Origin of the sequence: uncultured Nitratireductor sp., assembly GCF_913053745.1 — a bacterium.
Taxonomy (GTDB): domain Bacteria; phylum Pseudomonadota; class Alphaproteobacteria; order Rhizobiales; family Rhizobiaceae; genus Nitratireductor.
In genome coordinates this window covers 12,845-39,498 of sequence record NZ_CAJXGF010000006.1, presented here as the reverse complement: position 1 = coordinate 39,498, position 26,654 = coordinate 12,845, and the positions used below count along the sequence as shown (strand labels likewise).

The 26,654-nt window shown below is 60.7% G+C and carries 24 protein-coding genes; 14 read left to right on the top strand and 10 right to left on the bottom strand.

From position 1 onward, the window contains the following. Positions 1-14: 14 nt before the first annotated feature. On the bottom strand, positions 15-1,079 hold the full coding sequence (hemH, locus tag QZ638_RS02180; RefSeq protein WP_295806284.1) for a ferrochelatase: 1,065 nt from the start codon (positions 1,077-1,079) through the stop codon (positions 15-17). Between the two features lie 128 nt (positions 1,080-1,207). After that, positions 1,208-1,567, bottom strand: a complete 360-nt coding sequence (locus QZ638_RS02175) for a MerR family transcriptional regulator (protein ID WP_295806282.1) — start codon at positions 1,565-1,567, stop codon at positions 1,208-1,210. A 184-nt stretch (positions 1,568-1,751) separates the two neighbouring features. Between QZ638_RS02175 and QZ638_RS02170 the strand changes: the two genes are divergently transcribed. Continuing rightward, positions 1,752-2,057, top strand: a complete 306-nt coding sequence (locus QZ638_RS02170) for a hypothetical protein (protein WP_295806280.1) — start codon at positions 1,752-1,754, stop codon at positions 2,055-2,057. Between the two features lie 125 nt (positions 2,058-2,182). Here QZ638_RS02170 and QZ638_RS02165 read toward each other — a convergent pair whose 3' ends face one another. Then, positions 2,183-4,336, bottom strand: a complete 2,154-nt coding sequence (locus QZ638_RS02165) for a 5'-nucleotidase C-terminal domain-containing protein (RefSeq protein WP_295806279.1) — start codon at positions 4,334-4,336, stop codon at positions 2,183-2,185. Between the two features lie 193 nt (positions 4,337-4,529). Here QZ638_RS02165 and QZ638_RS02160 point away from each other — a divergent pair, with 193 nt between their 5' ends. Beyond that, positions 4,530-5,039 (top strand): OsmC family protein, encoded by a 510-nt coding sequence (locus QZ638_RS02160; RefSeq protein WP_295806278.1) that lies wholly within the window; start codon positions 4,530-4,532, stop codon positions 5,037-5,039. Here QZ638_RS02160 and modC read toward each other — a convergent pair. From modC to QZ638_RS02135, 5 genes are all read right to left on the bottom strand, one after another. Then, positions 5,014-6,135, bottom strand: coding sequence for a molybdenum ABC transporter ATP-binding protein (modC, locus tag QZ638_RS02155; protein WP_295806277.1), 1,122 nt, complete (start codon positions 6,133-6,135; stop codon positions 5,014-5,016). The two genes, QZ638_RS02160 and modC, sit on opposite strands and share 26 nt — an antisense overlap. Next, on the bottom strand, positions 6,132-6,815 hold the full coding sequence (gene modB / locus QZ638_RS02150) for a molybdate ABC transporter permease subunit (RefSeq protein WP_295806276.1): 684 nt from the start codon (positions 6,813-6,815) through the stop codon (positions 6,132-6,134). The genes modC and modB overlap by 4 nt, the downstream gene beginning before the upstream one ends. Before the next feature lie 9 nt (positions 6,816-6,824). Then, a complete protein-coding gene (gene modA / locus QZ638_RS02145) occupies positions 6,825-7,562 on the bottom strand; it encodes a molybdate ABC transporter substrate-binding protein (RefSeq protein ID WP_295806275.1) in 738 nt (245 codons plus the stop codon). 290 nt (positions 7,563-7,852) lie between these two features. Then, positions 7,853-8,548: a tellurite resistance TerB family protein gene (locus QZ638_RS02140; protein WP_295806273.1), complete on the bottom strand. Its 696-nt coding sequence runs from the start codon at positions 8,546-8,548 to the stop codon at positions 7,853-7,855. 494 nt (positions 8,549-9,042) lie between these two features. After that, positions 9,043-9,993, bottom strand: a complete 951-nt coding sequence (locus tag QZ638_RS02135) for a rhodanese-related sulfurtransferase (protein WP_295806272.1) — start codon at positions 9,991-9,993, stop codon at positions 9,043-9,045. A 162-nt stretch (positions 9,994-10,155) separates the two neighbouring features. On the opposite strand from QZ638_RS02135, the gene QZ638_RS02130 reads away from it, so the two are divergent. Both QZ638_RS02130 and QZ638_RS02125 read left to right on the top strand, forming a co-directional pair. After that, a complete protein-coding gene (locus QZ638_RS02130) occupies positions 10,156-11,034 on the top strand; it encodes an N-acetylmuramidase domain-containing protein (protein WP_295806270.1) in 879 nt (292 codons plus the stop codon). A 134-nt stretch (positions 11,035-11,168) separates the two neighbouring features. Continuing rightward, complete coding sequence (locus QZ638_RS02125; RefSeq protein ID WP_295806315.1) at positions 11,169-11,807, top strand: 2-dehydro-3-deoxy-phosphogluconate aldolase; 639 nt, start codon at positions 11,169-11,171, stop codon at positions 11,805-11,807. Positions 11,808-11,879: 72 nt separating this feature from the next. Here QZ638_RS02125 and QZ638_RS02120 read toward each other — a convergent pair whose 3' ends face one another. Both QZ638_RS02120 and QZ638_RS02115 read right to left on the bottom strand, forming a co-directional pair. Beyond that, positions 11,880-13,622, bottom strand: a complete 1,743-nt coding sequence (locus QZ638_RS02120) for a DUF882 domain-containing protein (protein WP_366936193.1) — start codon at positions 13,620-13,622, stop codon at positions 11,880-11,882. A gap of 239 nt (positions 13,623-13,861) precedes the next feature. Beyond that, on the bottom strand, positions 13,862-15,364 hold the full coding sequence (locus tag QZ638_RS02115; protein WP_295806269.1) for a sigma-54 dependent transcriptional regulator: 1,503 nt from the start codon (positions 15,362-15,364) through the stop codon (positions 13,862-13,864). A 157-nt stretch (positions 15,365-15,521) separates the two neighbouring features. Between QZ638_RS02115 and QZ638_RS02110 the strand changes: the two genes are divergently transcribed. From QZ638_RS02110 to QZ638_RS02065, 10 genes are all read left to right on the top strand, one after another. After that, positions 15,522-17,381 (top strand): M3 family oligoendopeptidase, encoded by a 1,860-nt coding sequence (locus QZ638_RS02110; protein ID WP_295806267.1) that lies wholly within the window; start codon positions 15,522-15,524, stop codon positions 17,379-17,381. 19 nt (positions 17,382-17,400) lie between these two features. Next, on the top strand, positions 17,401-18,537 hold the full coding sequence (locus QZ638_RS02105; protein ID WP_295806266.1) for an aminodeoxychorismate synthase component I: 1,137 nt from the start codon (positions 17,401-17,403) through the stop codon (positions 18,535-18,537). Between the two features lie 11 nt (positions 18,538-18,548). Then, entirely contained in the window at positions 18,549-18,833 is a 285-nt protein-coding gene (locus tag QZ638_RS02100; RefSeq protein WP_295806264.1) for a YciI family protein, read from the top strand. A gap of 93 nt (positions 18,834-18,926) precedes the next feature. Further along, the gene (locus QZ638_RS02095; protein WP_295806262.1) at positions 18,927-20,372 is read left to right on the top strand and encodes a homospermidine synthase; all 1,446 of its coding nucleotides are present in this window, start codon (positions 18,927-18,929) and stop codon (positions 20,370-20,372) included. 140 nt (positions 20,373-20,512) lie between these two features. Next, complete coding sequence (locus tag QZ638_RS02090; RefSeq protein ID WP_295806260.1) at positions 20,513-20,896, top strand: hypothetical protein; 384 nt, start codon at positions 20,513-20,515, stop codon at positions 20,894-20,896. A 30-nt stretch (positions 20,897-20,926) separates the two neighbouring features. Further along, positions 20,927-21,607, top strand: coding sequence for a zinc metallopeptidase (locus QZ638_RS02085; protein WP_295806258.1), 681 nt, complete (start codon positions 20,927-20,929; stop codon positions 21,605-21,607). A 127-nt stretch (positions 21,608-21,734) separates the two neighbouring features. Beyond that, on the top strand, positions 21,735-22,988 hold the full coding sequence (locus QZ638_RS02080) for an AMP-binding protein (protein WP_295806256.1): 1,254 nt from the start codon (positions 21,735-21,737) through the stop codon (positions 22,986-22,988). Between the two features lie 192 nt (positions 22,989-23,180). After that, positions 23,181-24,176 (top strand): DctP family TRAP transporter solute-binding subunit, encoded by a 996-nt coding sequence (locus QZ638_RS02075; RefSeq protein WP_295806255.1) that lies wholly within the window; start codon positions 23,181-23,183, stop codon positions 24,174-24,176. Between the two features lie 104 nt (positions 24,177-24,280). Continuing rightward, entirely contained in the window at positions 24,281-24,976 is a 696-nt protein-coding gene (locus QZ638_RS02070) for a TRAP transporter small permease (protein ID WP_295806253.1), read from the top strand. Positions 24,977-24,981: 5 nt separating this feature from the next. Beyond that, positions 24,982-26,601 carry a TRAP transporter large permease subunit gene (locus tag QZ638_RS02065; protein ID WP_295806252.1) on the top strand — a complete coding sequence of 540 codons (1,620 nt, stop codon included), beginning with the start codon at positions 24,982-24,984 and terminating at the stop codon, positions 26,599-26,601. Positions 26,602-26,654: the final 53 nt, after the last annotated feature.

Here is a 26,654-nt window from a genome sequence, read left to right as displayed (position 1 = left end):
TGGCGGCGTGGAGCTTACACCCAGCCCGAAAGTTCGCGCCGCACCAGCGTCTCGATAACGGCCATGCCTTCTTCCGTGTCGTTGAGGCAGGGAATGTGCGTAAACTTCTCGCCGCCGGCCTCCTGAAAGATTTCCTTGGCCTCACCGGCGATTTCCTCAAGCGTTTCCAGGCAGTCGGAGACGAAGCCCGGATTGAAGACGGCAATGGATTTGACGCCGTCCCTGGCCAGTTTTTCGACCGTCTTGTCGGTGTAAGGCTGAAGCCACTCTTCGGGGCCGAAGCGCGACTGAAAGCATGTGATGAGTCTGTTTTCCTTCCAGCCTAGGCGTTCCCGCAACAGGCGCGAGGTTTTCTGGCAATGGCAATGATAGGGGTCGCCGCGTTTGAAATAGCTCTGGGGAATACCGTGATAGGACGCGATGACGACCTCCGGCTCGAAGTCGAGCTTCGCCAGATGCGTTTCGATGGAGCGGGCGAGCGCTTCGATGTATGCCGGTTCGTCCTGATAGGATGGCACGGTGCGGATCGCCGGCTGGAAGCGCATCTTCATGAGCGCTTCAAAAAACTTGTCGTTCACGGTCGCCGTGGTGGTCGCGGAATATTGCGGGTAGAGCGGAAACATGACGATACGGTCGCAGCCGCGTTCCATGAGGCTGTTCGTGACCGTCTCTATGGAGGGGCGACCGTAACGCATCGCCCAGTCAACAATGACATGATCGTGTTCGCTAAGCGCTTCGGCCAGCTTTTCGCCCTGGGCACGGGTGAAGGTGCGCAACGGCGATTCATTGTGTTCATGATTCCAGATTTCCGCATAGGCGGCGCCTGATTTCTTCGGCCGGGTGTTCAGAACGATTCCGTAAAGGATCGGATACCAGATCGCCCTGGGCCATTCGATGACACGCGGGTCGGAAAGAAATTCCCTCAGATAGCGCCGCATGGGCGCGTAATCGGTGCCGTCGGGCGTTCCGAGATTGACGAGAAGAACGCCTACCTTGCCAATGCGGACAGGTGGGTGATCTGCAGGCAGCGGGCCGATAGCCTTTGCAGCGGTGCGGTCGATTTTGGTGGGGAGATTCATGCTTTGGCTCCGATCATGCAGGGGAAGCTAGCGATGTCGGACGGGTTTTCAATGCAGCGTGTGGCCGCAGGGTAAAAAATGCCGTGCTCGAGGGCGGAGCACTTGCCGGTTTGCTGCGTTGCAGGGGGTCAAGTTTGCCGGGTTTTCAGCGGGCAGGCCTGTTCAAGCGCCTCGGTTAAGAGGCTTTGCAGTTTCTTGAGTTCGGAAACCCGCTCTTCGGTCTCCATAAGCTTCTGCCGCAGAAGTCGTGACGTGTCCTCAGCATTCATGGTGTTTGCCGAAAGGGCGGCGGTCACGTCTTTAATCTCGCGCAGATTGAAACCCAAACGCTGCCCAAGACGGACCAGTTCGACAATTCGAACGGCATCGGCATCGAAATCCCTGTATCCGTTATCGCGACGTTCGGAACGAATGAGGCCGCGTTTTTCGTAGAAGCGCAGCGTATCGGTGCTGACGTCGGTCCGTTCGGCCAATTCGCCAATTCTCATCATCTTCTCCTTGACCTTGGACTATGCTCCAAGGTTTAGAACCTTTCCGACGCAATGGAAAGGGAAATAAATGATTTCAAATCAGATATATAAGCGAATATTTCGCATCTCGGCGCTCTATGACCTTCTGGTTAGCTGGCCGTTTGCCACGCCTGTGACGCTAACGCTTGTCTGGGAGTATGCAATGAGTTCGTTGCACCGCGAACTCGGCTTTGGCGAACTTCCAGTGCTCGGCGTTTATGCGGTGCTCTTCGCGAATTTTTTCGGAACCGTTGTCGTCATCTGGTCGATCGTCCGCCTTGTTTCGGACGATCCTCGTCTGGGTATTCATGACGGCATCGCGCGGCTGGCGTTCTCCACATGGATGATCGTTGCCTTGTTCTCGGGCGCAACGCCGTTGATCTGGTTTTTCCTCGTGCCTGAAATCACATTTGGTGTCTTGCAGCTCACAGGTTTGACGAAAAGCCTTAATCGGGCCTGGCAAGCCTGAGCCCGGGATCTTGGTCTCGGGTTCGTTCGTGCCGCTTGGGCAGGCGCCAGACGACACCCATAAGCAGGTATCTGCGTTTATAGAAAAAGCCCCGCCACCGGCGGGGCTTCGGGAATGGCGAAGGCTCAGTTGGCAGCCGGTACTTCAATCGTCATGCCGATGTCGAGCCGGTTGGCGTCGATGTCCGGATTGGCCTCGGCGATGGAACGCCATTTGGCAGGGTCGCCATAATAGGTGCGGGCAATCTCCCACAGCGTGTCGCCGCGGACGATCGTGTGGGTTTTCTTACCAATTTCCGTCATGGTCTCATCGGCCGTCTCGGCGGTGTCTTCGGCCATTGTTTCCGCGCCTTCAGCAGCCTCGCTCGCCTTTTCCGCCATTTCGCTGGTACCTTCGGCCATCTCCTTCATGGCGGCATCGGCTTCCTCGGTGGCCTCGCTTGCCATTTCTTTCGCACTGTCGGTCATGTTCTCGACCGCTTCGCCAGCCTTTTCGACCGCGCTTTCGGCCATGCTCTTGGCTTCGTCAGCCGCGTTTTCAACAGTGGATTCGGCGGATTCGATCGCGCTTGGGGCTTGGTTGGCGATTGTCTTCGACATTTCTGGCAGGTCTGGTGTGTCCGCTTCGCCGTCGGCCTGCGTTCCGGCAACGCTTGCCGCGACTTCCGTGATGCGGCCATCGGTGGCGGGCGTGTACGGACTGTTATCGGCGAGATAGTCGGCCAGGACCTGTTCCAGGCCCGGCCCGTAGTCATAGGCGTTCTCCGCTTTGTCCGCGAAGAGTTTGTAGCCGTCGCCGCCATTGCGCATGAAGTTGTTGGAGGCAACTGTATAGGTTGCATCCGGATCGATCGAAGCCCATCCATCGCCATCCTTCACCTCGACAGACTTGATGCGGCCCTCGCCCGGCGCAACTGACGGGTCGAAGCTGTAGCGCAAGCCGGAAACCTGGGGGAAGCGGCCGGCCCCTTCCTCGATCTGGCTGACGCCGCTCTCGAGGGAGGCGACCACGTCGGCTCCCTTGAGTTGGAAAGTGGCGAGCGTGTTCTGGAAGGGCAGGACGCCCAGAACCTCGCCCATGGTGACTTCGCCGGAATCGATGGAGGCACGCAGCCCGCCGCCATTGGTGATGGCGAATTGAACTCCCTGATCGCTGGTGCGGGCGACCATCGCATCCGTAACGAGATTGCCCATCTCGCATTCGCCGGCGCGGCAGGTCTCGCGGCTGCCGTCCACGGGCGCGGCGGTTTCGGCGACCACCTTGTTTTTCAGTTCCTCGATGGGACCGGCCAGTTCTTTAACGCGGGCGACGACCGCCTCGTCCTTGGCGACGGAAGCGTCGATCAGCTTGACGTCGCCGGTTGCGGCGGTGACGACGCCCTCGTCATTGAAGGTGATTTTCAGTTCGCCGAGATATTTGGAGTAGGAAGCGGCCTGGACCACGGGCACCTGATGGCCGTCGGGATTGTCGACCATGGTCGGGTAGGGGCCTTCCGCACCCTCGACCGTGTTCGACAGAAGTGTGTTGGAGTGCCCGCCGACGACCACGTCGACGCCGGGGATTTTGGCAATGGCTTCAAGGTCGCGCGGGTAGCCCACATGGGTGAGCGCAATGACCTTGTTCGCACCCTCGGCGGTGGCGGCTTCCACGGCTGCGGTGATGCCGGCGACGTCCTCGATGATGGAGACATTTTCGCCCGGCGAGGAAAGCTCTGCCGTGTCGTTGGCCACAGCGCCGACGATGGCGATGTTCTCGCCGCCCACATCGAGCAGCAGATACTCCTTAACCCGGTCGCCAAGCGCTGATGCCTCCTTTGCCTTCACATTGGAGCCAAGCACGGGGAATTCGACCTTGTCGAGGAAGGTGGCGAGACCGTCTTCGCCGTCGTCGAACTCATGGTTGCCGACAACCATGGCGTCGGTCTTCATGAGGTTCAGGAACTCGGCTTCGGCGGCGCCCTTGTAGGTGGTGTAAAAGAGCGAGCCTTGGAAATTGTCGCCGGCGTTGAGCAACAGAACGTTTTCGCCTTCGAGCGCATCGCGCGATTCCGCCACGGCGGTGACAAGACGGGCTGCGCCGCCGAAGCATTCGCCGGCCTCGTCGTCTTCCGGCGAGCAGGTGGAATCGTATTTGTTGATCGGTTCGATGCGGCTGTGCCAGTCGTTCATGTGGAGAATGTTCAGCGTGTAATCGGCGAAAGCCGCGCCCGCGCTCAGGGTCAGAGCCGATGCTGTCAGCGAGGCAAGGGCAAGACGCTTCCTGAAGATCGATTTGTTCATTGCAACTTCTCCCGGATGGCTCTCTGCGGTCTCTAACGCCGCATTGTGACGCCCCGTTAAAGGCGTATCCGAGGGCATGTTTCCACCGGCTCCGGTGCGATGCAAGAGAAACTTGGGAGGACGATCGGAAGATCGCAAATGAGGCGATAAGGTGATACTCTGAACGCTTGTCGGTTCCAGGGAGGTGAATGCCATGGATGCTGCAGAATTGCGGGCCATCCAGGCGCCGATCAAGGAGCGCTATCGCGGAGAGTCCGGCGCAGCCCTTGTGACGCTGCATGCCAAAGGCACGCTCGATGACCGGAACATTGCCTGTAAGGTGGAGACTGGACGCGCGCTTGCCGTTGCCGGTCTGCACCCGGCGACGGGCGGTACCGGGCTGGAGCTTTGCTCTGGCGATATGCTTCTCGAGGCATTGGTCGCGTGTGCTGGCGTGACGCTGAAGGCCGTTGCCACGGCGTTGGAAATTCCGCTTCGGACGGGCACCGTTTCGGCCGAGGGCGATCTCGACTTTCGCGGCACGCTGGGCGTGGTGAAGGATGCGCCCGTTGGCTTTGCGGAAATCCGGCTCTCGTTCGATCTTGATACGGATGCTTCGCAGGAGCAGCTCGATCAACTCCTGAAGCTCACAGAGCGTTACTGCGTGGTCTACCAGACGCTTGCCGGCGGCCCGTCGCTCAACGTGGCGATGACGCGGGTGTGAAACGCGGGTCGGGTCTCTCGAGACGGGCCATCTCGACGGAGACGGCCTTGAGCAGTGCGTAAACGCGCGTGCCTGGCCGAAGGGCAAGATCGTCGGACGATTTCGCGGTGATGCGTGCGAGCAGGCGCTGACCGCCGAGCGCCAAGGCTACCATGGCAAACGCGCCGTCGCGGCGGATTTCCTCGACCGTTGCGAGAAGCTGGTTGCGGATCGACAGGCCGTCATGAGGCGCATTGGCGATTGCAACATCGCCCGCCCGCACGTGCAGTCGCACGGTCATGCCGACCGCGAAGCCGTCGCCGGTCAGCTCGATGCGATCTTCATCAAGCGTGATGATGGCGGTGTGGTAGGCGGGGTCGGTTTCGGTGACGTGACCTTCGAGGATGACGCCGGCGTCTTCGGAGGCCGTGCCAGCGGAAAGGCCGAGGCGGGCGAGAATGGTGGCGGCGGGGCCGCTGTCGGAAACGCGTCCGTTTTCGATCAGCACGACCGTGTCGGCGAGGCGCGCGACCTCGGAGGTTTCATGGCTCACATAGAGGATGGGAATGCCAGCCTCGGTGCGGATCGCCTCCAGATAGGGCAGGATCTCGTTGCGGCGCGCCTTGTCGAGCGAGGAAAGCGGCTCATCCATAAGCAGCAGCGCGGGATCGGCAAGCAGCGCCCGGCCGATGGCGACGCGCTGGCGCTCGCCGCCCGAAAGCGTTGCGGGGGCGGCGTCGAGGCGCGTCTCAAGGCCGAGCAGGGCCACCACTTCATCGAAGGCGCGGGAGACCGGACGGCGACCGGCCCAGCGCGCATAGGTGAGGTTTTTGCGCACCGACAGATGCGGGAAGAGGCGGGCGTCCTGAAAGACGAAGCCAATACCGCGTTTTTCTGGCGGGAGGTTGGTGCCGGTAGCGGAATCGAACAATGTGCGCCCGCCCGCCACGATGCGTCCCGATTGGGGGCGGGCCGTGCCAGCGATCATCTTCAGGAGCGTTGATTTGCCAGCACCGGATGGGCCGAAAAGGGCCGTGACGCCCGCACCCGCCTGAAAGGCGGTTTCGATTTCGAAACTGCCGGCGAGGCCCTTGATATCGACGTCGAGCACGGTCATGCGCGTCCCTTGGCGGTGAGTTTTCGGGCCAGATACTCGGACGCGACGATGGCGGCGAGCGCAAGGGCGACGGCGATTGCGATCAGGCGAAGGGCGGCGGCATCGCCGGACGGCGATTGCAGGAGCGCATAGATGGCGAGCGAGAGGGTCTGCGTTTCGCCGGGAATGTTGGAGACGAAGGTAATCGTCGCCCCGAACTCACCCAATGCCTTGGCGAAGCCGAGCACGGAACCGGCAATGATGCCCGGCAGGGCCAGAGGCAAGGTAATTGTGAAGAAAACAGTGAGGCGCGAGGCGCCGAGCGTGCGCGCGGCCTCACCATAGCCCCTGTCCATTGCTTCGAGAGAGAGGCGGATGGGGCGTACGAGCAACGGAAAAGCCATGACGCCGGCGGCGAGGGCGGCACCCGTCCATCGGAAAGCGAAGCCGATGCCGAAGAGAGTTTCAAAAAGCTTGCCCAGCGGTCCTTTGGATCCGAACAAAATCAGAAGACCGTAACCGGTGACGACTGGCGGCAGTACAAGCGGCAGTGTGACCAGCGCTTGAACGATGCCTTTTCCAGTGAATTCTTTGCGGGCCAGAAGCCAGGCGACCGCAAAGGCCGGCACCAATGCGCAGAGGATGGCGGTAAACGCCACCCTCGCGGACAGGAGTATGATGGAAAGTTCGGTCTCCCCCATCCCGGCAGTCTATTCCGTAGCCTCGGAAAAGCCGAGATCGGTGAAGATTTTGCGACCGGCCTCGCTTTTCAGGAAGGCGAGAAAGGCTTCGGCGCTTTCTGCTCCATTCTTCGTGGCGGCAGCGGGATAGCGAACTGGCGCGTGGCTTTCTGCGGGGAAGACATAGGCGCGCACCAGATCGCCGACGGCCTTCTGGTCCGATCCGTAGACGATAGCGGCTTTAACCTCGCCACGGCTGGCCAGTTCCAGCGCCACGCGGACGTTTTCGCCGAAGACTGCGTTCTTTTCGACGTCTTTCCAAAGATCGAGGTTTTCGAGCGCTGTGCGGGCATATTTGCCAGCGGGCACATGGCTCGGATCCCCCATGGCGAAGCGCTCGTCAAGGAGGGCGTTGGGGCTTTCCACCGGCTCGATGCCTTTCGCGGCTGCGATGACGAGATTGTTGCCGGCGATGATCGCCTCGCTTTGGGTGCGGACCAGATCGCGCTCGACCAGATAGGCCATCCAATCGGTGTTTGCGGAGATGTAGACATCCGCGGGTGCGCCGGCCTCGATCTGGCGGGCGAGAACGGAGCTGGAAGCGAAGGAGACGACGACTTCATCACCGTCGACCGCCTGATATTCGCTGGCGGCGCGCTCGATGGCATCCTTCATGCTGGCAGCGGCGAAGACGGTGAGCTTCTCGGCGGCGGCCCCTGTTACTGGGAAGGCGAGGAGGGTGAGAGCTGCGAGAGCGCGTTTAAACATAAAACCACCATAGGTCATTGGCACGGGCAAACGCCACGGCCGGTCAACAGGAATGCATGGTGGTCAGGCTTGGACAATCGCGCTCCGAATGCCGCCCGAACCTTGGGCCAGAGGCAGCCATCACACGCCGCCCGGACCGGATACTAGGAGTGGCGTGCCGATCGGGTCAAGCGAGATCGCGTTGGACTTTTCATCCTCCCCTTCCCCCCGTTTGCGGGGGGAAGGGGGTGTCTATGCCCTATGGTCTGCCCTGTCTCACCCTTCGTCATAGTCGGCGGAGGGCGGGAAAATCAGACGGTGGCTTCGGACACGGTCGCCTCGATATGATCGACGAGCGGGTCGGGCAGGCGCAGTCGGCCGGCAAGCATATCGAGATAACCGCGCTCGGCGCGCGTCTTGGGTTCAATGGTGAGACGCGAGGCGGTGTAGAGCTCGATCTTCTGCGCGTCTGTCTGTGCGGTTTCCACGAGCGCGTCGAGATCGACCGGGCGCTCCAACTCGCGCATGAGAAAAGCCTCTTCCTCTTCGTCGATGCCGGAGAGTTTGAGTTTGTCGGCGATCTTGCCGCGCTCGGCTTCGTCGATATGGCCGTCGGCGCGCGCGGCGGCGATCATAGCGCGCACAAGTGCCAATGCAAATTCGCTTTCGCCCTGTGGCGCTTGTGCCGGGTTGAAGCTTGTATCCTCTGGCGGTGGCAGAAGTTCGCCTTCTTTTGCGGCCTGGCTGGGCTCTTTCCCGGACTGGTAGTTCTGATAGGCCTTGTAGGCGATTCCGGCCACCGCCGCGATGCCGCCAAGCTTGAGCGCGCTACCCGTTATCGAGCGCCCCGTGCTGGTGCCGAGCAACACGGCGGCGATGGCGCCGGTTGCCAGTGGGTTGTCCTTGGCGAGCTGAACGGCCTGGCCTGCCTTGTCTCGCACCGTTCCCTGCGTTCCGGGAACTTGGGAGCCTAAAAGGTCGTTCAACAGCTTCTTGGGATCGAGCATCCGCATCTCCTCGTTTCGCGCTCGTTGCGCCCTGGCGTTGGCAAAAAGGTAGGAGGGCATTTGCGGCATTGCAATGTCGCAGGGATTTACAACCTGCATGGGAAGACGAAAGTTCAATGACCATCCAAATGGTTCGGCAAGCGTCTTGCCGTCCGATGGTCAGGTCATGGCGGCGGGCGCGATACGCTCGCTGCTTGCGCAAAAACGATCATAGATCGCGCCCGCAAAACCCCGATGCCCCTTCGCGCCATGCGCACGAGCGGACACCCATCCGTTAGGACGGAGCGCGATCATGTCGCCGTTGCCCTGTCGCTTTCGTGGTTCGGCTTGGCCGATACGAGCCCGGGTCGTTCGTAGGACTTCGGTGCGACGCAGGATGGCCGCTTCGTGAACACCACGCTGCACCAGCCTGAAGACGAGGGAAGCGACACTCTCTGGGACCATGAGGACACGATCCTTGAGGACCTTGCCGCGTCCGGCGGACACACAGCGATCTAGACTTTGTGCTTTTCTGGCGGTGTGCCGATGGGGAAGCTCTCCCCGCGCTTTTCGGCAAGTTCCACCTGGCGCTGGCGCTCGGCATAGCGGGCACGATCGGCCTCGCTGCGGGTTTCGGCGCAATGAGGGCAGGAAATGCCTTCCTGGAAAAGCGGGGAGGCGCGCTCATCGGGCATCAATGGGTGGCGGCACGCACGACACAGCGTTGCTTCGCCTTTTTGCAGGTCATGGCGGACGGAGACGCGTTCGTCGAACACAAAGCATTCGCCTTCCCAAAGGCTCTGGGCGGCAGGAACCTCTTCAAGATATTTCAGGATGCCGCCTTTGAGATGATAGACATCGTCGACGCCGATGAGTTTCATGTAGGCGGTAGCCTTCTCGCAGCGAATGCCACCCGTGCAGAACATAGCGACCTTCCGGCCCTTCAAGCGATTGAGATTGCGCTCTGCCCAGGTAGGGAAATCGCGAAACGTCTCCGTCTTCGGATCCTCGGCGCGCGAGAAGGTGCCGATGGCGGTCTCGTAAGCGTTGCGGGTGTCGACGACCAGCGTGTCGGGATCGGCGATCAGCGCGTTCCACTCGTCCGGTTCCACATAGGTGCCAGCCTGGTTGACCGGGTCGACCCCGGAGACGCCCATGGTTACGATCTCTTTCTTCAACCGCACTTTCATACGGTGGAAAGGCATTGCGTCGGCCGTGCTGTATTTGACTTCGATATCCCGGAGCGCGGGGATCTTCTTCAGATGCGCTATCAATGCGTCGATGACTTCGGGTCTGCCGGCCACCGTGCCGTTGATGCCCTCGGCGGCCAGCAAAAGCGTTCCGCGAATGCCGCGTTCACAACAAAACGCGGCAAGCTGAGGTCGCAACGTCTCATAGTCCGGCAAGGCCGCGAAACGGTAGAGCGCGGCGACACGGAATGTCTGTTCTGGCGAGGAAGAAATCATGCGCGGTTTCCTACGCTTCTCGTTTTCAGCTTGCAAGAAAAAGCCGCCTTTTCCCAGCGTTCAGAGCGTTGCAGCATGTTTTCGCTAGGCCGCGACAGGATGTTTTATCCCCTCACGGTCGCGGTGGGCGATAATTGTCGAAAACGGTCATGAGCGAGAGCGATGTTTTCGAAAAAGGCAATCACCGAAATCAGCGAAGCGGCCTTGCGGGCAAAGCTTGAGCCGGCCCTGCTTCTGGCCGTGGCACAAGTGGAGAGCGGCGGCAGGACACATGCCGTGGTTCGCGGCAGGGTGGAACCGCTGATCCGCTTCGGGGGGCATTATTTCGACGGACGGCTTTCTAATGCGAAACGCGCGCAGGCGCGGGCCGCGGGACTCGCCTCGCCGAAGGTGGGCGGCGTTGCCAATCCACGCAGCCAAAGGGAGCGATGGGCGCTTCTGGAGCAAGCGACACGCATCGACCGCAAGGCGGCATTGGAATCCGTTTCCTGGGGTATCGGGCAGGTGATGGGCGCGCACTGGAACCGGCTCGGTTTCACCGATGTGGAAGCGCTGGTGACCGAGGCTAGGGACGGAGCGACCGGGCAGGCTCGGCTGATGCTGCGCTACATCGAGAAGGCGGGGCTGCGGGAAGCGCTTGCGTCGCGAGACTGGGCGCGGTTTGCGCATGGCTATAACGGTCCCGCCTATCGTCGCAACCAGTATGATCGAAAACTTGCGCAGGCGTACCGCGCCTATGCGGTGGACCAAGCGCCCGTTGCGGAGAAGTTGTTGCGGGTCGGTTCACGCGGCTGTGCGGTGGAGAGCCTGCAGACGATGCTTTTGGCGCTCGGCTATCCGGTGACGTCGGATGGGATCTTCGGTAAGCGGACAGAAAAGACCGTGAAACGGTTTCAGTCGGATGCCGGTCTCGTGCAGGATGGCCTGGTGGGACGGGCGACTCGGAAGGCGTTGAGGCAGGCTTTGCCGTTCAATGGATTGCGATCGCGCTTGCGAGCGGCCGTTTCACGCTTGTGGCAGCGATTGCAATGGTTGTTTTGAGGCTTGCGGCTTGTCAGTTTCGGCTAAAAAGTGTTCATGAGCGGCGAAATCCGTGTATTGAATCGTTTTAGCGCTGCGGTTTTGCGCAAAGCGGCGGGCAAGCCTTGAGGAGATGTGTCGAAATGAACGCTGCCATGCAGAAGAAGAACGAAGTGCTGCTGGCGATCCTGGAAGGGCAGCCGGTGATTCCGGTTCTCAAGATCGAGCGCCTGGCCGACGCGGTGCCATTGGCAAGGGCGCTGGTGAAGGGCGGCCTGCCGGCCATTGAGATCACGTTGCGCACACCCGATGCCATCGATGCGATCCGACTCGTTTGCGAGGAAGTGCCGGAAGCGGTCGTGGGTGCGGGCACGATCCTGACATCGAAGGATTTTTCTTATGCGGTGGCGGCGGGAGCTCGCTTCATCGTGAGCCCTGGCATTACGCAGGAACTGCTGGACGCGGCATCCATGTCCGACGTGCCGTTCCTGCCGGGAGCGGCAACCCCAAGCGAAGTGATGGCTGCGCGCGAGGAAGGCTACAGCCTGTTGAAATTCTTCCCGGCCGAACAATCGGGCGGCGCGCCTTTTCTCAAGGCGCTTTCCTCGCCGCTGGCGTCGATCCGCTTCTGCCCGACGGGTGGCGTTTCGCCGAAGAATGTGGGCGATTATCTTTCTCTGCCGAATGTCATTTGCGTCGGCGGTTCCTGGGTTGCGCCCGACAAGGCCATTGAAGCCGGCGACTGGGCTTCCATCGAAGCGTTGGCGCGCGAGGCGAGCGGTCTGAAGCGCTGATCGCTCACAACTTACCGGATACAAAAAAACGAGGTCCGAGAACCTCGCTTTTTGTGGTCTATTCGATGTGCGTCAATTGGTGCGGAAGCGGGCCATGGAGATGAAGTTTACGGCCTTGCCGGTGAACCGCGTGGCGTCCGCTACTGCGATGTCCTGTTGGAAACCCGTCGTATAGACGGTTTCGGGCGAGCGGACGAACTCGCTGTCGAATGCCGGCGGATGAGTCGGACGCGCCGCTTCCGTCAGCATGGAGTTCTGGCTGAGCGCGCGGGTTGGCGCTTCGCCCTTCGAAGCCACGACCACGGGCTGCGCGCCACGGGTCACGTCGCTCGGACCGGGCTTGGCCGATTTGCGCGTGCTGCGCGCCCGGCTCTCGGGACGTGTCGGCTCCGCTTGCTCTGCTCGTGCGAGAAGTGTCTGACGCGGCGAAGCGGAAACCGTCTGCCCGGATACCGCCGTCATGGCTGACGCTGCCTCCACGACGGGCTCTTCTTCTTCGACTTTCCGGGCGAAATCGCTCTGGGTGTTGGTGGTCGCTCCGGCTTGCGGGCGCGGTTCGGGCAGAGCCGCCAGCGTGAACTCGTCGTCCGCCGCGCGCGACGGGCGATTGGACGGAACCGGCAGATAGGCGGCAGTGGTGACCGGCTGTTCGCTTTCCTCGGCATCGGCCAGAACGCCGGCAATGGCGTCGGGCGCATCGGTCTGCGCGGAGGCGATCTGCACGAGCGCTTCCTGCGTGGCCGCGTCGGGCGCGTAATCGGGGCGTTGCGTTGGCGTCGGAATGTTCGCTGCTACAAGCGCCGCGGTTCCGGCTTCTTCGGGTGTCGCCTGTTCGAGGGTCGGCGCGCCTTCGACAGGCTTGACCTCGAAGGGCAGGGGGTGGCCGACGGCAACATCCGGTCGCGGCGCGGCGCGGGGTGTCGGCACGCTGCGCTGCGGCAGGGCGGCCAGGATAGTGCGCGGAGTTTCGGGCTCTGGCTGTGGTGCCGCTGCTGGCGCCTGTTGACGACGTGCGGCCGGCTGACGAGCTGCCACCGTCGTGGTCTCGGCATTATCCTCTTCCTCGTCTGCGCCGCCGCCGAAAAGCGCGGCCAGAAGACCGCCGCCATTGCCGCTGCCGCCATTGCCACTGGCAACCTGGATCGGGCTACCGTTGCGCTTGCGCGATTCGTAGGCGGCGAGCGCCTGCTTGTAGCCCGGCAGCGGTTTGCCGTCGGTTGGGACATGAAGTGTGTTGCCGTTTGGGAAAACCGCGAGAAGCTGCTTGCGGTTCATGCGCGGCCAGTGGCGCACTCCACCCACATCGATATGGATGAAGGGGGAACCGGAACGGGGGTAAAAACCGACACCGCCTGCCTGGAACTTGAGCGCGGTATTACGCAGTTTGGAGAGCTTGACGCCCGGAATGTAGAAATCGATCGCCTTGCCCAGCATGTGCTGGCTCTTTTTTGCCACCCCGCTCGAGCGCTTGCGCAACATGGCGTTGGTTTTTGGAGAGCGATAGGCGGAAATGATGTGGATGTAGTCGCGTGCGCCGGCGGCGCGATAGACCTCCCACAGCAGGTCCAGAACCTGTGGGTCCATATTGGTCGGCTCGTTGCGACGCCAATCGCGGAGAAAGCGATTGACCTGCTTGAGACCGCTCTGGATGTAACGACCGTTGCGTTTATATGTGATTTCCGCGCGTTCCTTGGTGTGGATGAAGTATAGCTTCAAGGTGCGCGTTTCGGCGTGGGCGGAGGGCGCGGCTGCAACGAGCGCGCCGACTGCGAGCATCAAACCGGCGAGGAGCCTCACGCGTACGAGCGCAGGCAAGCGCCATCCATGAACGTGAACGTCGTTTTTTCTCAAGTTTCCTGGCCCTACAGGCTGGTGTTTGTCCCCCGAGCCTCAGGCCCGGACTGCGGTTTCCACCTTCCGATTATTCATTTTAATGGTTAATCCGATCTTATTAAAGGAGGAATGCGCAAAGAGGATGGCGATATCGTGGCAAAACGTGACAACGCGTCGCACGGTAAATGCCAGGTTAAGCCCTGGACTGTGACCTGTCGGCCTCAATCGTTCCTTGGGTAGGTTCGTTCGGCCGGATCGAGGCCCATATCCCTGAGCTTGCGGTAAAGTGTGGAGCGCCCGATCCCGAGACGCCGTGCGATCTCGCTCATCTGGCCATTGTAATGATCCAAGGCGAACTGGATGGCATCGCGTTCGATGTCCTCCAGGGCGCGCACATTGCCGTTTTCATCCAGCAACGGAGTGTGTCCCGGCAGATCTTGTGGTGGGGTTGGCTCAAGGTGTGCGTTTTTTTCCAGCGGCTGCGATGTGATGATGCCGGGCGTATCCGGCGCGATGTCTTTCGCCCCCTCGTAAGGGTCGATGCCTTCCACCAGAGCGCGAATCTGCGGAAACTCGGTAACGTCCAGAACTCCGGTTTCACAGAGCACCACGGCACGGAATACCGCGTTCTCGAGTTGGCGGATATTGCCTGGCCAGTCGTGGCTTTCCAGGAGCGCGAGGGCGGGGCGCGAAATGCCGGTAACCCGGTTCGATGCGCTATCGGAGAAACGGGCGATGAAATTCTGCACCAGCAGCGGTATGTCTTCCTTACGGTCGCGCAGCGGCGGCACCATGATCGGGAAGACGTTAAGGCGGTAGAACAGGTCCTCGCGAAAATGTCCTTCCTTCACGCGCTCGATCAGATTCTGGTTGGTGGCCGAGATCAGGCGGATATCCACTTTCTGAGTTCCGCGTCCACCCACCGGATCCACTTCGCCCTGCTGTACAGCGCGCAAGAGCTTGACCTGGACATTGATGGGAAGGTCGCCGATCTCATCCAGGAACAGGGTGCCCGTATCGGCTTCCGTGAATTTGCCGATGCGCTTCTCTGTGGCGCCTGTGAAGGCGCCTTTCTCATGGCCGAACAGAATACTTTCCACCAGCGTGTCGGGAATTGCGCCGCAATTGACAGTGACAAAAGGTTTGCGGTGTCTGCGGCTTTCCGACTGGATCGCACGGGCGATCAGTTCCTTGCCGACGCCGGACTCGCCCTCGATCAGGATCGGTATGTCACTTGCGGCGGCTTTCTGTCCGAGTTTTATGACACGCGCCATGGACGGGCTGTTGGTGACGAGCGTGTCGAAAGAAGTGGTGTCGCCTGTGTTCCTTCTTTTGCGCTGGCGCGTCTCCATCGCGCGCACTTTGAGCGCATTGTTGATGGCGGCTCCGAGGCGGGCCGGAGCGACGGGTTTGACGATGAAGTCGAATGCACCGGCGCGCATCGCTTCGACTGCCGTGTCTATGCTGCCGCGCGACGTCTGCACGATGACCGGAATGTCCGATCCCTGAGCCTGAAGGCGCTCCAGCATTTCGATCCCGCCCATCTCCGGCATGATGAGGTCGAGAACGATGGTGCGTGGCGCTTCTTCCACACGATCCAGTACACCCAGCGCTTCACGTCCATTCTCAGCCAGCAGCGGCGTGTGGCCGAGTTTTTCCACCGCAGCCTGAAGCAGGCGGCGTTGGACCGGGTCGTCATCGACTATAAGAACGGCTTCCGACATGTCGCATTTATGCAATGGCGTTACGATATCCTGCGCGGTTTCTGTACACGGGCTGGAACAAAATGGCATAGGCTTCTAAACAAGGGCTCAAGAATCCCGGTGAACGAAACCTTTCGGCACCGTAGGCAAAGACCGATTTCGGCTGAACGAGGATTACATGGCCAACGACAATGGCAAGGCCGCGCGTCTTGCGGCAACGGATGCGGCGATCGCGGCTGGAAACGCTGCTTCCGAACTTGGCAATTTGCCCGAGTGGAACCTTGCTGATCTGTATCCGGCGATCGAGTCGCCCGAATTGAAGCGCGATCTGGACCGCGCTGCGGCTGAAGCCGCTGGCTTCGAAACCGCATGGAAGGGCAAGCTTGCGGACGAAGCGGCCAAGGGCGCCAACGGCCGCCTGGGCGAGGCGGTTGAAGCTTATGAGGCCATCGAGGAACTCATGGGCCGCATCGTCTCCTACGCTGGCCTGCTTTATGCCGGCGATACCTCCGATCCCAAACGTGCCAAGCTTTACGGTGACGTGCAGGAAAAGCTGACGGATGCCAGCGCGCATCTGATCTTTTTCACGTTGGAACTCAACAAGATCGACGATGCGGCCATTGATGCCGCGCTCGACGCCGACAGTAAGCTTGCCCACTACAGGCCCTGGGTACTCGATATCCGTCGCGACAAGCCCTATGAACTCGAGGATCGGGTCGAGCAGCTTTTTCACGAAAAGTCGGTGACCGGGCGGGGTGCCTGGAATCGGTTGTTCGACGAGACGATGACCAGCCTTCGCTTCACCGTGAACGGCGAGGAATTGGCACTGGAGCAGACGCTCAATCTGCTGCAGGACGCCGATGGGGAGAAACGCCGTATAGCGGCCGATGCGCTGGCGGAGACCTTTCGCAAGAACCTGCGCACCTTCACCTTGATCACCAACACGCTGGCCAAGGACAAGGAAATCTCCGACCGCTGGCGCGGGTTCGAGGATATTGCCGATTCCCGTCATCTGGCAAACCGCGTCGAACGTCCCGTTGTCGATGCGCTGGCGGAAGCTGTGCGCGCTGCCTATCCGACGTTGTCGCACCGATATTACGCCATGAAAGCCAAATGGCTGGGTCTGGACGTGCTGAACCACTGGGATCGCAACGCGCCGCTTCCGGAGACGCCGCAGGCGGTGATTGGCTGGGATGAGGCAAGGAAAACAGTGCTCGACGCGTACGAAGCGTTCGATCCGCGTATGGCGCAGATCGCCGGGCGCTTCTTCGAGCACAACTGGATCGATGCTCCCGTCCGCCCGGGCAAATCGCCAGGCGCGTTCGCTCATCCCACCGTACCGTCCGCGCATCCGTATCTTCTTTTGAACTATCTCGGCAAACCGCGCGACGTCATGACATTGGCACACGAGATGGGGCACGGTATCCACCAGGTGCTCGCCGGCAAGCAGGGCGCACTTATGGCGCCGACCCCGCTGACGCTGGCCGAGACGGCCTCGGTCTTCGGCGAGATGCTCACCTTCCGTTCCTTGCTCGACAGCACCACCGAGAAGCGCGAACGCAAGGCCATGCTGGCACAGAAGGTGGAGGACATGCTCAACACGGTCGTCCGCCAGATCGCTTTCTACGAGTTCGAGCGCAAGCTGCACGCCAAACGCCGCAGCGACGGCGAACTAACGTCCGATCAGATCGGCGAATTGTGGCTGGAGGTGCAAAAGGAATGTCTTGGCTCCTCGGTGAGGCTACGCGAGGGGTATGAAACCTTCTGGGCTTACATCCCGCACTTCATACATTCGCCTTTTTATGTCTACGCCTATGCCTTCGGCGACTGCCTGGTGAACTCTCTTTTCGCGGTCTACCAGCAGGCGCCTGAAGGGTTTCAGGAGAAATATTTCGCTATGCTGGAGGCGGGCGGCACGAAGCATCATTCGGAGTTGCTGCAGCCGTTCGGTCTGGATGCCAGGGATCCCGATTTCTGGAGCAAAGGGCTTTCGGTCATCGAAGGATTGATCGACGAGCTCGAGACGCTCGACGGGTAGACGGAGTCTTTCGACCGACATGCCCGCAGACGTTCGGGGCCGGGTTCTCATTCGCGACGACGCGGCGGGTCGGGAGCTTTTCTTTTCCCGTCCGCGAGACATCCTGATCGCGTGGGACGCGAAGACGTTCGACGCCGCGCTCGACCGCGCCGGGCAGGCGCGGCGCTCCGGCCTCTGGCTGGCCGGATACATGGCCTATGAGGCCGGCTATCTGTTGGAACCGAAACTGAAACCTCTTTTGCCGGGAACTCGGCGAGGACCGCTCCTATGCTTCGGTGTGTTCGATCCACCCGAGGATCGGCCCGTAGACGAGGTTGCCACGAGTGGTGCCACTCTTTCCGACGCGGTGCCGGCCTGGAGCTTTGACGATTATCGCACGCGTTTCCAGCGTCTGCATCGACATTTGCGGGTGGGCGATTGCTATCAGGCCAATCTGACATTCCCAATCGAAGCGCGTTGGAGCGGAGATCCGGCGGCCTTGTTCGACATGCTCGGCGCACGACAGCCGGTCCGTTACGGTGCGCTGGTGGATATGGGGTGGCCCGTGATCGTTTCGCGTTCCCCGGAGCTGTTTTTCCAGGTGTCGCGGGATGGCTGGATCGAAACCAGGCCGATGAAGGGCACAGCGCCGCGCGGCGCGTCTGTCGACGAGGACGCGGCGTTGAAGGCCTTTTTGCGCAACGATCCGAAGAACCAGGCGGAAAACCGCATGATCGTGGATCTGTTGCGCAACGACATCTCACGGATCAGCGAGGTGGGCACGTTGGACGTGCCGGAACTGTTCCATGTGGAAAGCTACCCGACGGTGCATCAGATGGTAAGTCGGGTGCGTGCGAAGCTGGTCGCGGAGGCAGGATTGCATGAGATTTTCGCCGCGTTGTTTCCCTGCGGTTCGGTAACCGGGGCACCCAAAATCCGTGCCATGGAAATTCTGCATACGCTGGAGGCCGGGCCGCGCGAGGCGTATTGTGGTGCGGTGGGTTGGGCGGCACCCGATGGCACCATGCGTTTCAACGTCGCGATCCGCACAGTTTCGCTCTTCGAAAATGGGACAGCGACCTACAATGTGGGTGGCGGGGTGGTGTTCGATTCAACCGCCGACGGCGAATATCAGGAAGCGCTCTTGAAGGCGCGTTTCGCGATGGTTGAAAGCTAGGGAGAACGGGCATGTTCATCGTTTCGCTGCGTTATGTGGTTCCCGTCGGGGAAGTGGAGCCGCATATGGCCGGACATATGGCTTGGCTTGAAAAACATTATGCCGACGGAACCTTCATCGCATCCGGGCGCAAAGTGCCCAGGACCGGCGGCGTGATCCTGGCGCGCGGGGAGCGCAGCAAGCTGGAGTCCTGTCTCGCGGACGACCCGTTTGTGGTGCATGGCGTTGCCGAGTTCGAGATCATCGAATGTGCGATCTCGCGCACGGTCGAAGGGCTCGAAGCGCTCAGGGAATGACGAAACCGTTCGAAACCCAAACCGCTTTTCTGCTTTATTGTGACAGACTTATATGTTTGGAAGCGAAGACTTTTTGTTTTGGAGAGGCGCGCAATGGCAGCTAAAGACTGGCCCATCCATGGTGAAATCACCGGTCCGATCGTGATGATCGGATTCGGCTCTATCGGGCGGGGGACGCTGCCCTTGATCGAGCGCCATTTCAAGTTCGACAAGAAGCGCATGGTGGTGATCGACCCTATCGATAGCGACCGCAAGATGCTGGACGAACGCGGCATTCGCTATGTGCAGGCGCATGTCACCAAGGACAATTACAAGGACTTGCTGACGCCTCTCCTGACCGAAGGCGAAGGGCAGGGCTTTTGCGTTAATCTCTCGGTCGACACGTCGTCGCTCGATATTCTCAAACTCTGCCGTAAGCTCGACGTGCTCTACATCGATACGGTGGTGGAGCCATGGCTTGGCTTTTATTTCGACGATAAGGCCGACAATGCCTCGCGCACCAACTATGCGCTGCGTGAGACGGTGCGTCGGGAAAAGACGAAGAACCCGGGCGGCACGACGGCAATCTCAACCTGCGGCGCCAATCCCGGAATGGTGTCCTGGTTCGTGAAACAGGGGCTGGTCAATCTCGCAAGGGATCTTGGGATCGATTTCAAGGAGCCGGGTGTCGACGACCGCGAAGGCTGGGCCAAGCTTATGAAAAAGTGCGGTGTGAAGGGCGTTCACATTGCCGAGCGCGACACCCAGCGCACCAAAAAGCCCAAGCCGATGAACGTGTTCTGGAACACCTGGTCGGTGGAAGGTTTTATCGCCGAAGGCCTGCAGCCGGCGGAACTGGGCTGGGGCACGCACGAAAACTGGAAACCCGGGAATGCGCGCAAGCAGAAGAAGGGCAACAAGGCGGCCATCTTTCTCGAGCAGCCGGGCGCGAACACACGGGTGCGCAGCTGGTGCCCGACGCCGGGGCCGCAGTATGGATACCTTGTCACGCACAATGAGTCGATTTCCATCGCTGACTTCTTCACCGTGCGCGACAAAAAAGACAAGGTCGTCTACCGGCCGACCTGTCATTACGCCTACCATCCCTGCAACGATGCGGTCCTCTCTCTGCACGAAATGTTCGGCGCCGAGGGCAAGCCGCAACCCGAGCAGCATGTGCTTGACGAGAACGAACTGGTCGACGGGATGGATGAGCTGGGTGTGCTGATCTACGGCCACAAGAAAAACGCTTATTGGTTCGGCTCGCAATTGACACTCGAGGAAACCCGGAAGCTGGCGCCATATCAAAACGCCACCGGCTTGCAGGTGACATCGGCCGTGCTCGCCGGCATGGTGTGGGCGCTGGAAAACCCGCAAGCCGGTATCGTCGAGGCGGACGAGATCGATTACCGCCGCTGTCTCGAGGTGCAACTGCCATATCTGGGGCCGGTGAACGGCTATTATACGGACTGGACGCCGCTCGAGGGCAGACCCGGACTTTTCCCGGAGGATATCGACGAATCCGATCCGTGGCAGTTCCGCAACATTCTCGTACGCTGAACGACGAAGCGCGCACCGCGCTTGCAATGCTGTCAAAATCGGGCAATTGAAATGGGTATCGCCCGGTCCTGAACGGGGCCGGGCCTTTTCAAGGCGGTGCACGATCGGGAAGCACGGGTGCGCGACAGGAGGCCAGAACCATGAAGACAAGCAAAATTCTGACGCTCGCAACGGTGGTTTCAGCACTTGCGGTAGCCGGTTGCCAAACTGGCATGTCGGACGGCGGCGGTCCACGCGCCGCACGCCAGACGGGCGTCGAAGGACAGTGGATGGGCACCGATGGCGTAGCCGTGTCGACCCTGCAGGGCGGACGTTTCAGTTCGCGAGCGGTGGAAACCGGCGAAACGCTCACCGAGGGCTCTTATTCGCATCGCGATGCGCGCACCATCGAGCTTTCCTTTTACTCGCTCAAGAGCCAGCAGCAGACGGCTGCGACATGTCTTCTGGCGACCAGCGATCAGATGAACTGCACGCTGGCCAACGGCACCAATTTCGTTCTCAACCGCGCTGCAGGCGTTTCTTGATCTTTAAACCGGCGGAGACGCATCGCGAACATGCTGTTTGCCGTCCTCGCCCTTATTCTGCTTGCCGTGATCGTGCTGCCGCAACTCTGGGTGCGGCACACGCTGGCAAAGCATGGAAATGACCGACCGGACATTCCCGGAACCGGCGGCGAACTGGCACGCCATCTGCTCGACCGGTTTGCGCTGCCCGACATCAGGGTCGAAACGAGCGATCGCGGCGACCATTACGATCCGCGGGACAAGGCGGTCCGGCTTTCTCAGAATGTCTATTCGGGTCGTTCTCTGACGGCCGTGGCCGTGGCAGCGCATGAGGTTTCACACGCGCTCCAGGATGCCCACGGCGAACGTTCTTTCAAGGCGTGGCAGAGGCTTGCGCGATTTGCCATGGTGACGGATCGTGCGGCGGGCATCTTCTTCATCGCCGCACCTTTCCTGGCGATATTGGCGCGCACGCCCCTGGCGCTGCTCGCGCTTGTCGCAGTCGGAGTGGGACTTCTTGCCGTGCGGGTTCTTGTCACGCTCGCCACATTGCCGGTCGAGTTCGACGCCAGCTTCGCCAAGGCGCTGCCCGTGCTCGAAAGTGGGCAATATGTATCCGAAACCGACATGCCGGCGGTTCGCGCGGTGCTGCGTGCCGCGGCACTGACCTATCTGGCCGCCGCACTCATTACCTTGGTCGATCTTGCCCGCTGGGTGCGATTGTTGCGATAACAGGGGCGGACTTTTTGAGGGCCAAGCGTCCGTCGGGGTGCATAAGGACGCTTTATCGCTTTGTTTTCCGCGTTTGCGCGGTTGTCGGGTGCTTCCACCCGACTGCGAAACGCTACAGGGAGGAATCATGGCACCGCATTTCGATGCGCTGGAAATCCGAGATCCGGCGGAGCGCGAGCGCGATTTGTTTTCGCGTCTGCCTCGCTTTTTAAGCGATGCGGTGGCAAAGGCCCAGGGCCTTGCGGTATGGCTCTCCGGCATCGACCTTCCGCATGTTGTCGACCGCAGTGCGTTGGCACGCTTGCCTGTGCTGCGCAAGCCGGAGCTGCTGGAGCGGCAAAAAGCGAAACCGCCTTTCGGTGGCTTTGTTGACCCCGATGCGATGGAGGGCGCACGCGTTTTCATGTCGCCCGGACCGATCTGGGAAATCCAGGGTGCGGGGGGCGATCCTTGGCAGGCCGCGCGTGCCTTCTTTGCCGCTGGCGTACGTCCTGGCGCGCGCGTACACAACGCCTTTGCCTATCACATGACGCCGGGCGGTTTCGTGCTCGACACGGGTGCGCGGGCACTGGGCTGCACCGTCTTTCCTGCGGGCACCGGCAACACAGACATGCAGGTGGAAGCGGCCGAGGCCTTTCAGCCGGATGTTTATGCCGGTACGCCGGATTTCTTGAAGATCATGTTCGAACGCGCCGATCGTGACGGTAAGGATCTCTCTTCGATCCGAACGGGGCTTGTTTCGGGTGGAGCGCTGTTTCCCTCGTTGCGTGAGGAATACCGCGCCCGTGGCGTCAATGTCTTGCAGTGCTACGCCACCGCGGAGTTCGGCGTTATCGCCTATGAAACGCTAGGGCCGGACGGCGCGCCGCTGCCCGGCATGGTGGTGAACGAAAATCTGATTGTCGAAATCGTCCGGCCTGGAACCGACGATCCGGTGCCGGAGGGCGAGGTGGGTGAGGTGGTGGTGACCGCGCTCAATCCGGCCTATCCGCTGGTGCGTTTGGGAACCGGAGACCTTTCGGCCGTCATGCGAGAGGAAAGCCCGTGCGGGCGTACCAATATGCGTATCAAGGGCTGGATGGGCCGCGCCGATCAGCGCACCAAGGTCAAGGGCATGTTTGTCGACCCCAAACAGATCGCGGAACTGACGCGTCGGCATAGCGAAATCGAGCGAGCCCGGCTGGTGGTGAACCGCGATGACGCAAAAGATGCGATGGCACTGCATGTGGAGGTGTTTGCCGGTTCCGCTCCGGACACGCTTGCCATCGAGGCGACGCTGCGCGAGGTGACCAAGATTGGCGGCCGTGTGATTCTGGCGGAACCGGGAAGCCTGCCGCGCGACGGCAAAGTCATCGCAGACGAGCGGGATTATTCAGACTAAAGCATAAGATCGAAAAGTCGGGCGCCGTTCGCGTCTCGCTTGATTTCGTGCCACCCGTGTCACAGGATGCGATCGCAATGGCGTTCGGACGACTGTTTTCGTTCGTGTCATGCCCAAAAAGAAAGAGGCGGTGACAGGCCGCGATTGGTCGCCTGCAGTAAGTTGCGGGCCGTGCAGAGTGGAGGAGACCCAATGCGACTTTTGATCGGTGCCTTATCGGCGCTCACCCTGACCGTGTTCGCAGGCCAGGCGCAAGCCCAGTGCGACGATGGCGAAATGGTTATCAAGTTCAGCCATGTGGTTGCCGACAAGGGCCACCCCAAGGGCGATGCGGCGACGCTCCTTGCGGAGCGGGTGAATGACGAGATGAACGGAACCGCCTGCATGGAAGTGTTCCCGAACTCGACGCTTTACGATGACGACAAGGTAATGGAGGCCTTGCTTCTCGGCGATGTGCAACTGGCTGCACCGTCGCTTGCGAAGTTCGAGGCCTACACGCTGAAATACCGGCTTTTCGATCTTCCCTTTCTGTTTCCCACTCTCGACGCGGTGAACGCCTTTACCACCTCGAATGACGGGCAGGAACTGCTGACCGTGATGGAAGACGAAGGTTATTCCGGCCTCGGTTTCTGGTCGTCGGGCCTCAAGCAGTTTTCCGCTGGCAAACCGCTTATCGAGCCGCAGGATGCGGCGGGGCTGAAATTCCGCGTGCAGACCTCGGACGTGGCCGTTGCCATGATCGAGGCGATGGGCGCTTCGGCGCAGAAACTCGCTTTCAAGGAAGTCTACGGTGCATTGCAGACCGGCGTGGTGGATGGCCAGGAAAATAGCTGGTGCAACATCTACACCCAGAAGTTTTTCGAGGTGCAGGACGGCATCACGCAAACCAATCACCAACTCCTCGCCTATCTTCTGGTAACCTCGACCGAATGGCTCGAAGGGCTCGATCCGGCCGTACGCGACCAGTTCGTGACGATCGTCAAAGAGGTCACGGAAACGGCCAACGCCAATGTGGCGGACCAGGAGAACACCTGTCGCCAGAACATTCTGGACGCCGGCGGTACGATTCGCGAGCTGACGCCCGAACAGCGTGCCAAATGGGTCGAGACCATGAAACCCGTCTGGGCAAAGTTCGAGGGCGACATCGGCAAGGAGCTGATCGAGTCTGCCGCTTCCAGCGGTTCCTGATCCTGTAGCCTATACCCAAGCGCGGCGTTTCCCCTCGTCGTGCTCTCAGGACCGTCCGCCTGCAAGCGGGCGGTCTTGTAGCAGCTCTCTCCGGGAGAAAAGTTATGGTGCTCTTATGGCCGGCGCTCGGGCTTGTCGCCCTCGTGGCAGTCATGTTCCTTTGGGAACGGCGCTATCCCGATGCCGTCGGACGGTTCGAGGAGAATGTCCTCGCCATTCTTCTGGCTGCCATTACATTCGTTTCTTTCACCCAGGTGGTCGCGCGATACGGTTTCAATAGTGGTTGGGGCGGTGCGCTTGAGTTCACGCGTATTCTCTTTGCCTGGATGATCCTTTTCGGCATGAGTTACGGCGTGAAGAACGGCATTCATCTGGGTGTCGATGCCTTTATCCGATTGATGCCGTCGCGGCTCTTCAGAACGGCGGCGATTTTCGGCGCTCTATGTGTGTTCCTCTACGCCTTCATATTGCTCTATGCGGGTTGGCTGACACTGGTGGGAGCGGACGTTTCGACCAATTGGCGCCAGACCGGTGCCATCGGCTATTGGACGTTCATGTTCGACCGCGGCACCGGACTCGACGACCTGCGCTATCCGTTGTGGATGCAGGAGACATTCGGCTTGCAGGATCGCGTGCAGCGCTGGGTGGCCTATCTCATGTTGCCTATCGGCCTGGCGCTTCTGGCCTTCCGTGCGCTGCAGGGTGTGGCCGGCATCGTCAGGGGTGAGCGCGACCTCATCATCGCGGGACACGAAGCCGAGGAACTGGTGGCCGAAAACAAAGACGCGTTGAAGGAGTAGCGGCGGTGGAACCAGCCATTCTGTTCATTCTCGTCCTGTTCCTGCTCTTTACAGGCGTTCCGGTTGCGGTGGCGCTTGGGCTATCGTCGCTGTGCATCATCGCTTTCTTTTCAAGCGACTCCATATCCTCGGTGGCCCTTCAACTTTTCACAGCCTCGCAGAACTATACGCTTCTGGCGATTCCGTTTTTTATCCTCGCCTCGGCCTTCATGTCGACGGGCGGGGTGGCGCGTCGCATTATCCGCTTCGCGATCGCTGCCGTCGGACATTTTCGGGGCGGTCTGGCGATGGCATCGGTTCTCGCCTGCATGATGTTTGCGGCACTTTCCGGCTCCTCGCCGGCGACCGTGGTGGCCATCGGCACCATTGCCATCGCCGGCATGCGGCAGGTGGGGTATTCCAAGGAGTTTGCCGCCGGCATCATCGCCAATGCCGGCACCCTGGGTATTCTCATCCCGCCGTCCATTGTGATGGTCGTCTATTCTGCGGCGACGGACGTGTCGGTCGGACGCATGTTCCTGGCCGGTGTGGTGCCCGGAGTGGTCGCCGGCTTGATGCTGATGATCGCCATCTATGTAATGGCGCGCGTGCGCAATCTGCCGGCCGAGGACTGGAAAGGGTTCCATGAGATCATCGAAGGCGGCAAGCAGGCCGGCTGGGGACTGTTTCTGATTATCATTATTCTGGGCGGTATCTATGGCGGTGTCTTCACGCCGACCGAAGCGGCCGCCGTCGCGGCCGTCTATTCCTTCGTGGTTGCGCTTTTCGTCTACCGCGACATGGGGCCCATGAAGGGCGAACGCTGGGTGAAGGAAGAGGACGGCATCCGGGCACGGGTGGGCTTTTCGGCCACCGTCTATGCGCTCGCATTCTTTTTCGTCTGGATGATCCTGACATTTTTCCTGACTGCGGATTGGGAGGGCGTCACACTTCAGGGACGCACGCTGACTGGCGTCGGCCTCTCGCTTGCCGCCATGCTGGCCTATGCTTTATGGCGCGGTGGCGAGGAGGGACTTGGCGGTCTGCCCGGCCTATTGGCATCGAGCCTGCCGATCTGGCGGCGCAACCTCGGGCTGATGGGGCGCAACGTGCTGCGTGCTTTCTTCAACGAGGAGACGCGGAAGGTGACTGTCGATGCGGCTCGCACCACGGTGATGCTAATGTTTATCATCGTCAATGCACTGCTCTTCGCGCATGTGCTGACCGCCGAACGCATTCCCCAGGCAATCACCAGCCTTATGGTCGATGCCGGCTTCACCTGGTTCACCTTCCTGATTGCGGTGAATCTTCTCCTTCTCTTGGGCGGTCAGTTCATGGAACCCTCGGGCTTGCTCCTGATCGTTGCACCGGTGGTGTTTCCCATCGCCATGGAACTGGGTGTCGACCCGGTTCATCTCGGCATTATCATGGTGGTGAACATGGAAATCGGCATGATCACGCCGCCGATCGGGCTCAATCTGTTCGTTACGAGCGGCATCACTGGCATGAGCCTGATCCAGGTGGTGCGGGCCGCCGCACCCTTCGTACTGGTTCTGTTTATCTTCCTGATACTCGTGACCTATGTGCCGGTTATGTCAACATGGCTGCCATATAGCCTTATGGGGCCTGAGATCGTGACGCGATAGCGAGGATTTGAGCCAACCCGTTAAGTAAACGTTAACGATTTGGCGCGTAGGAT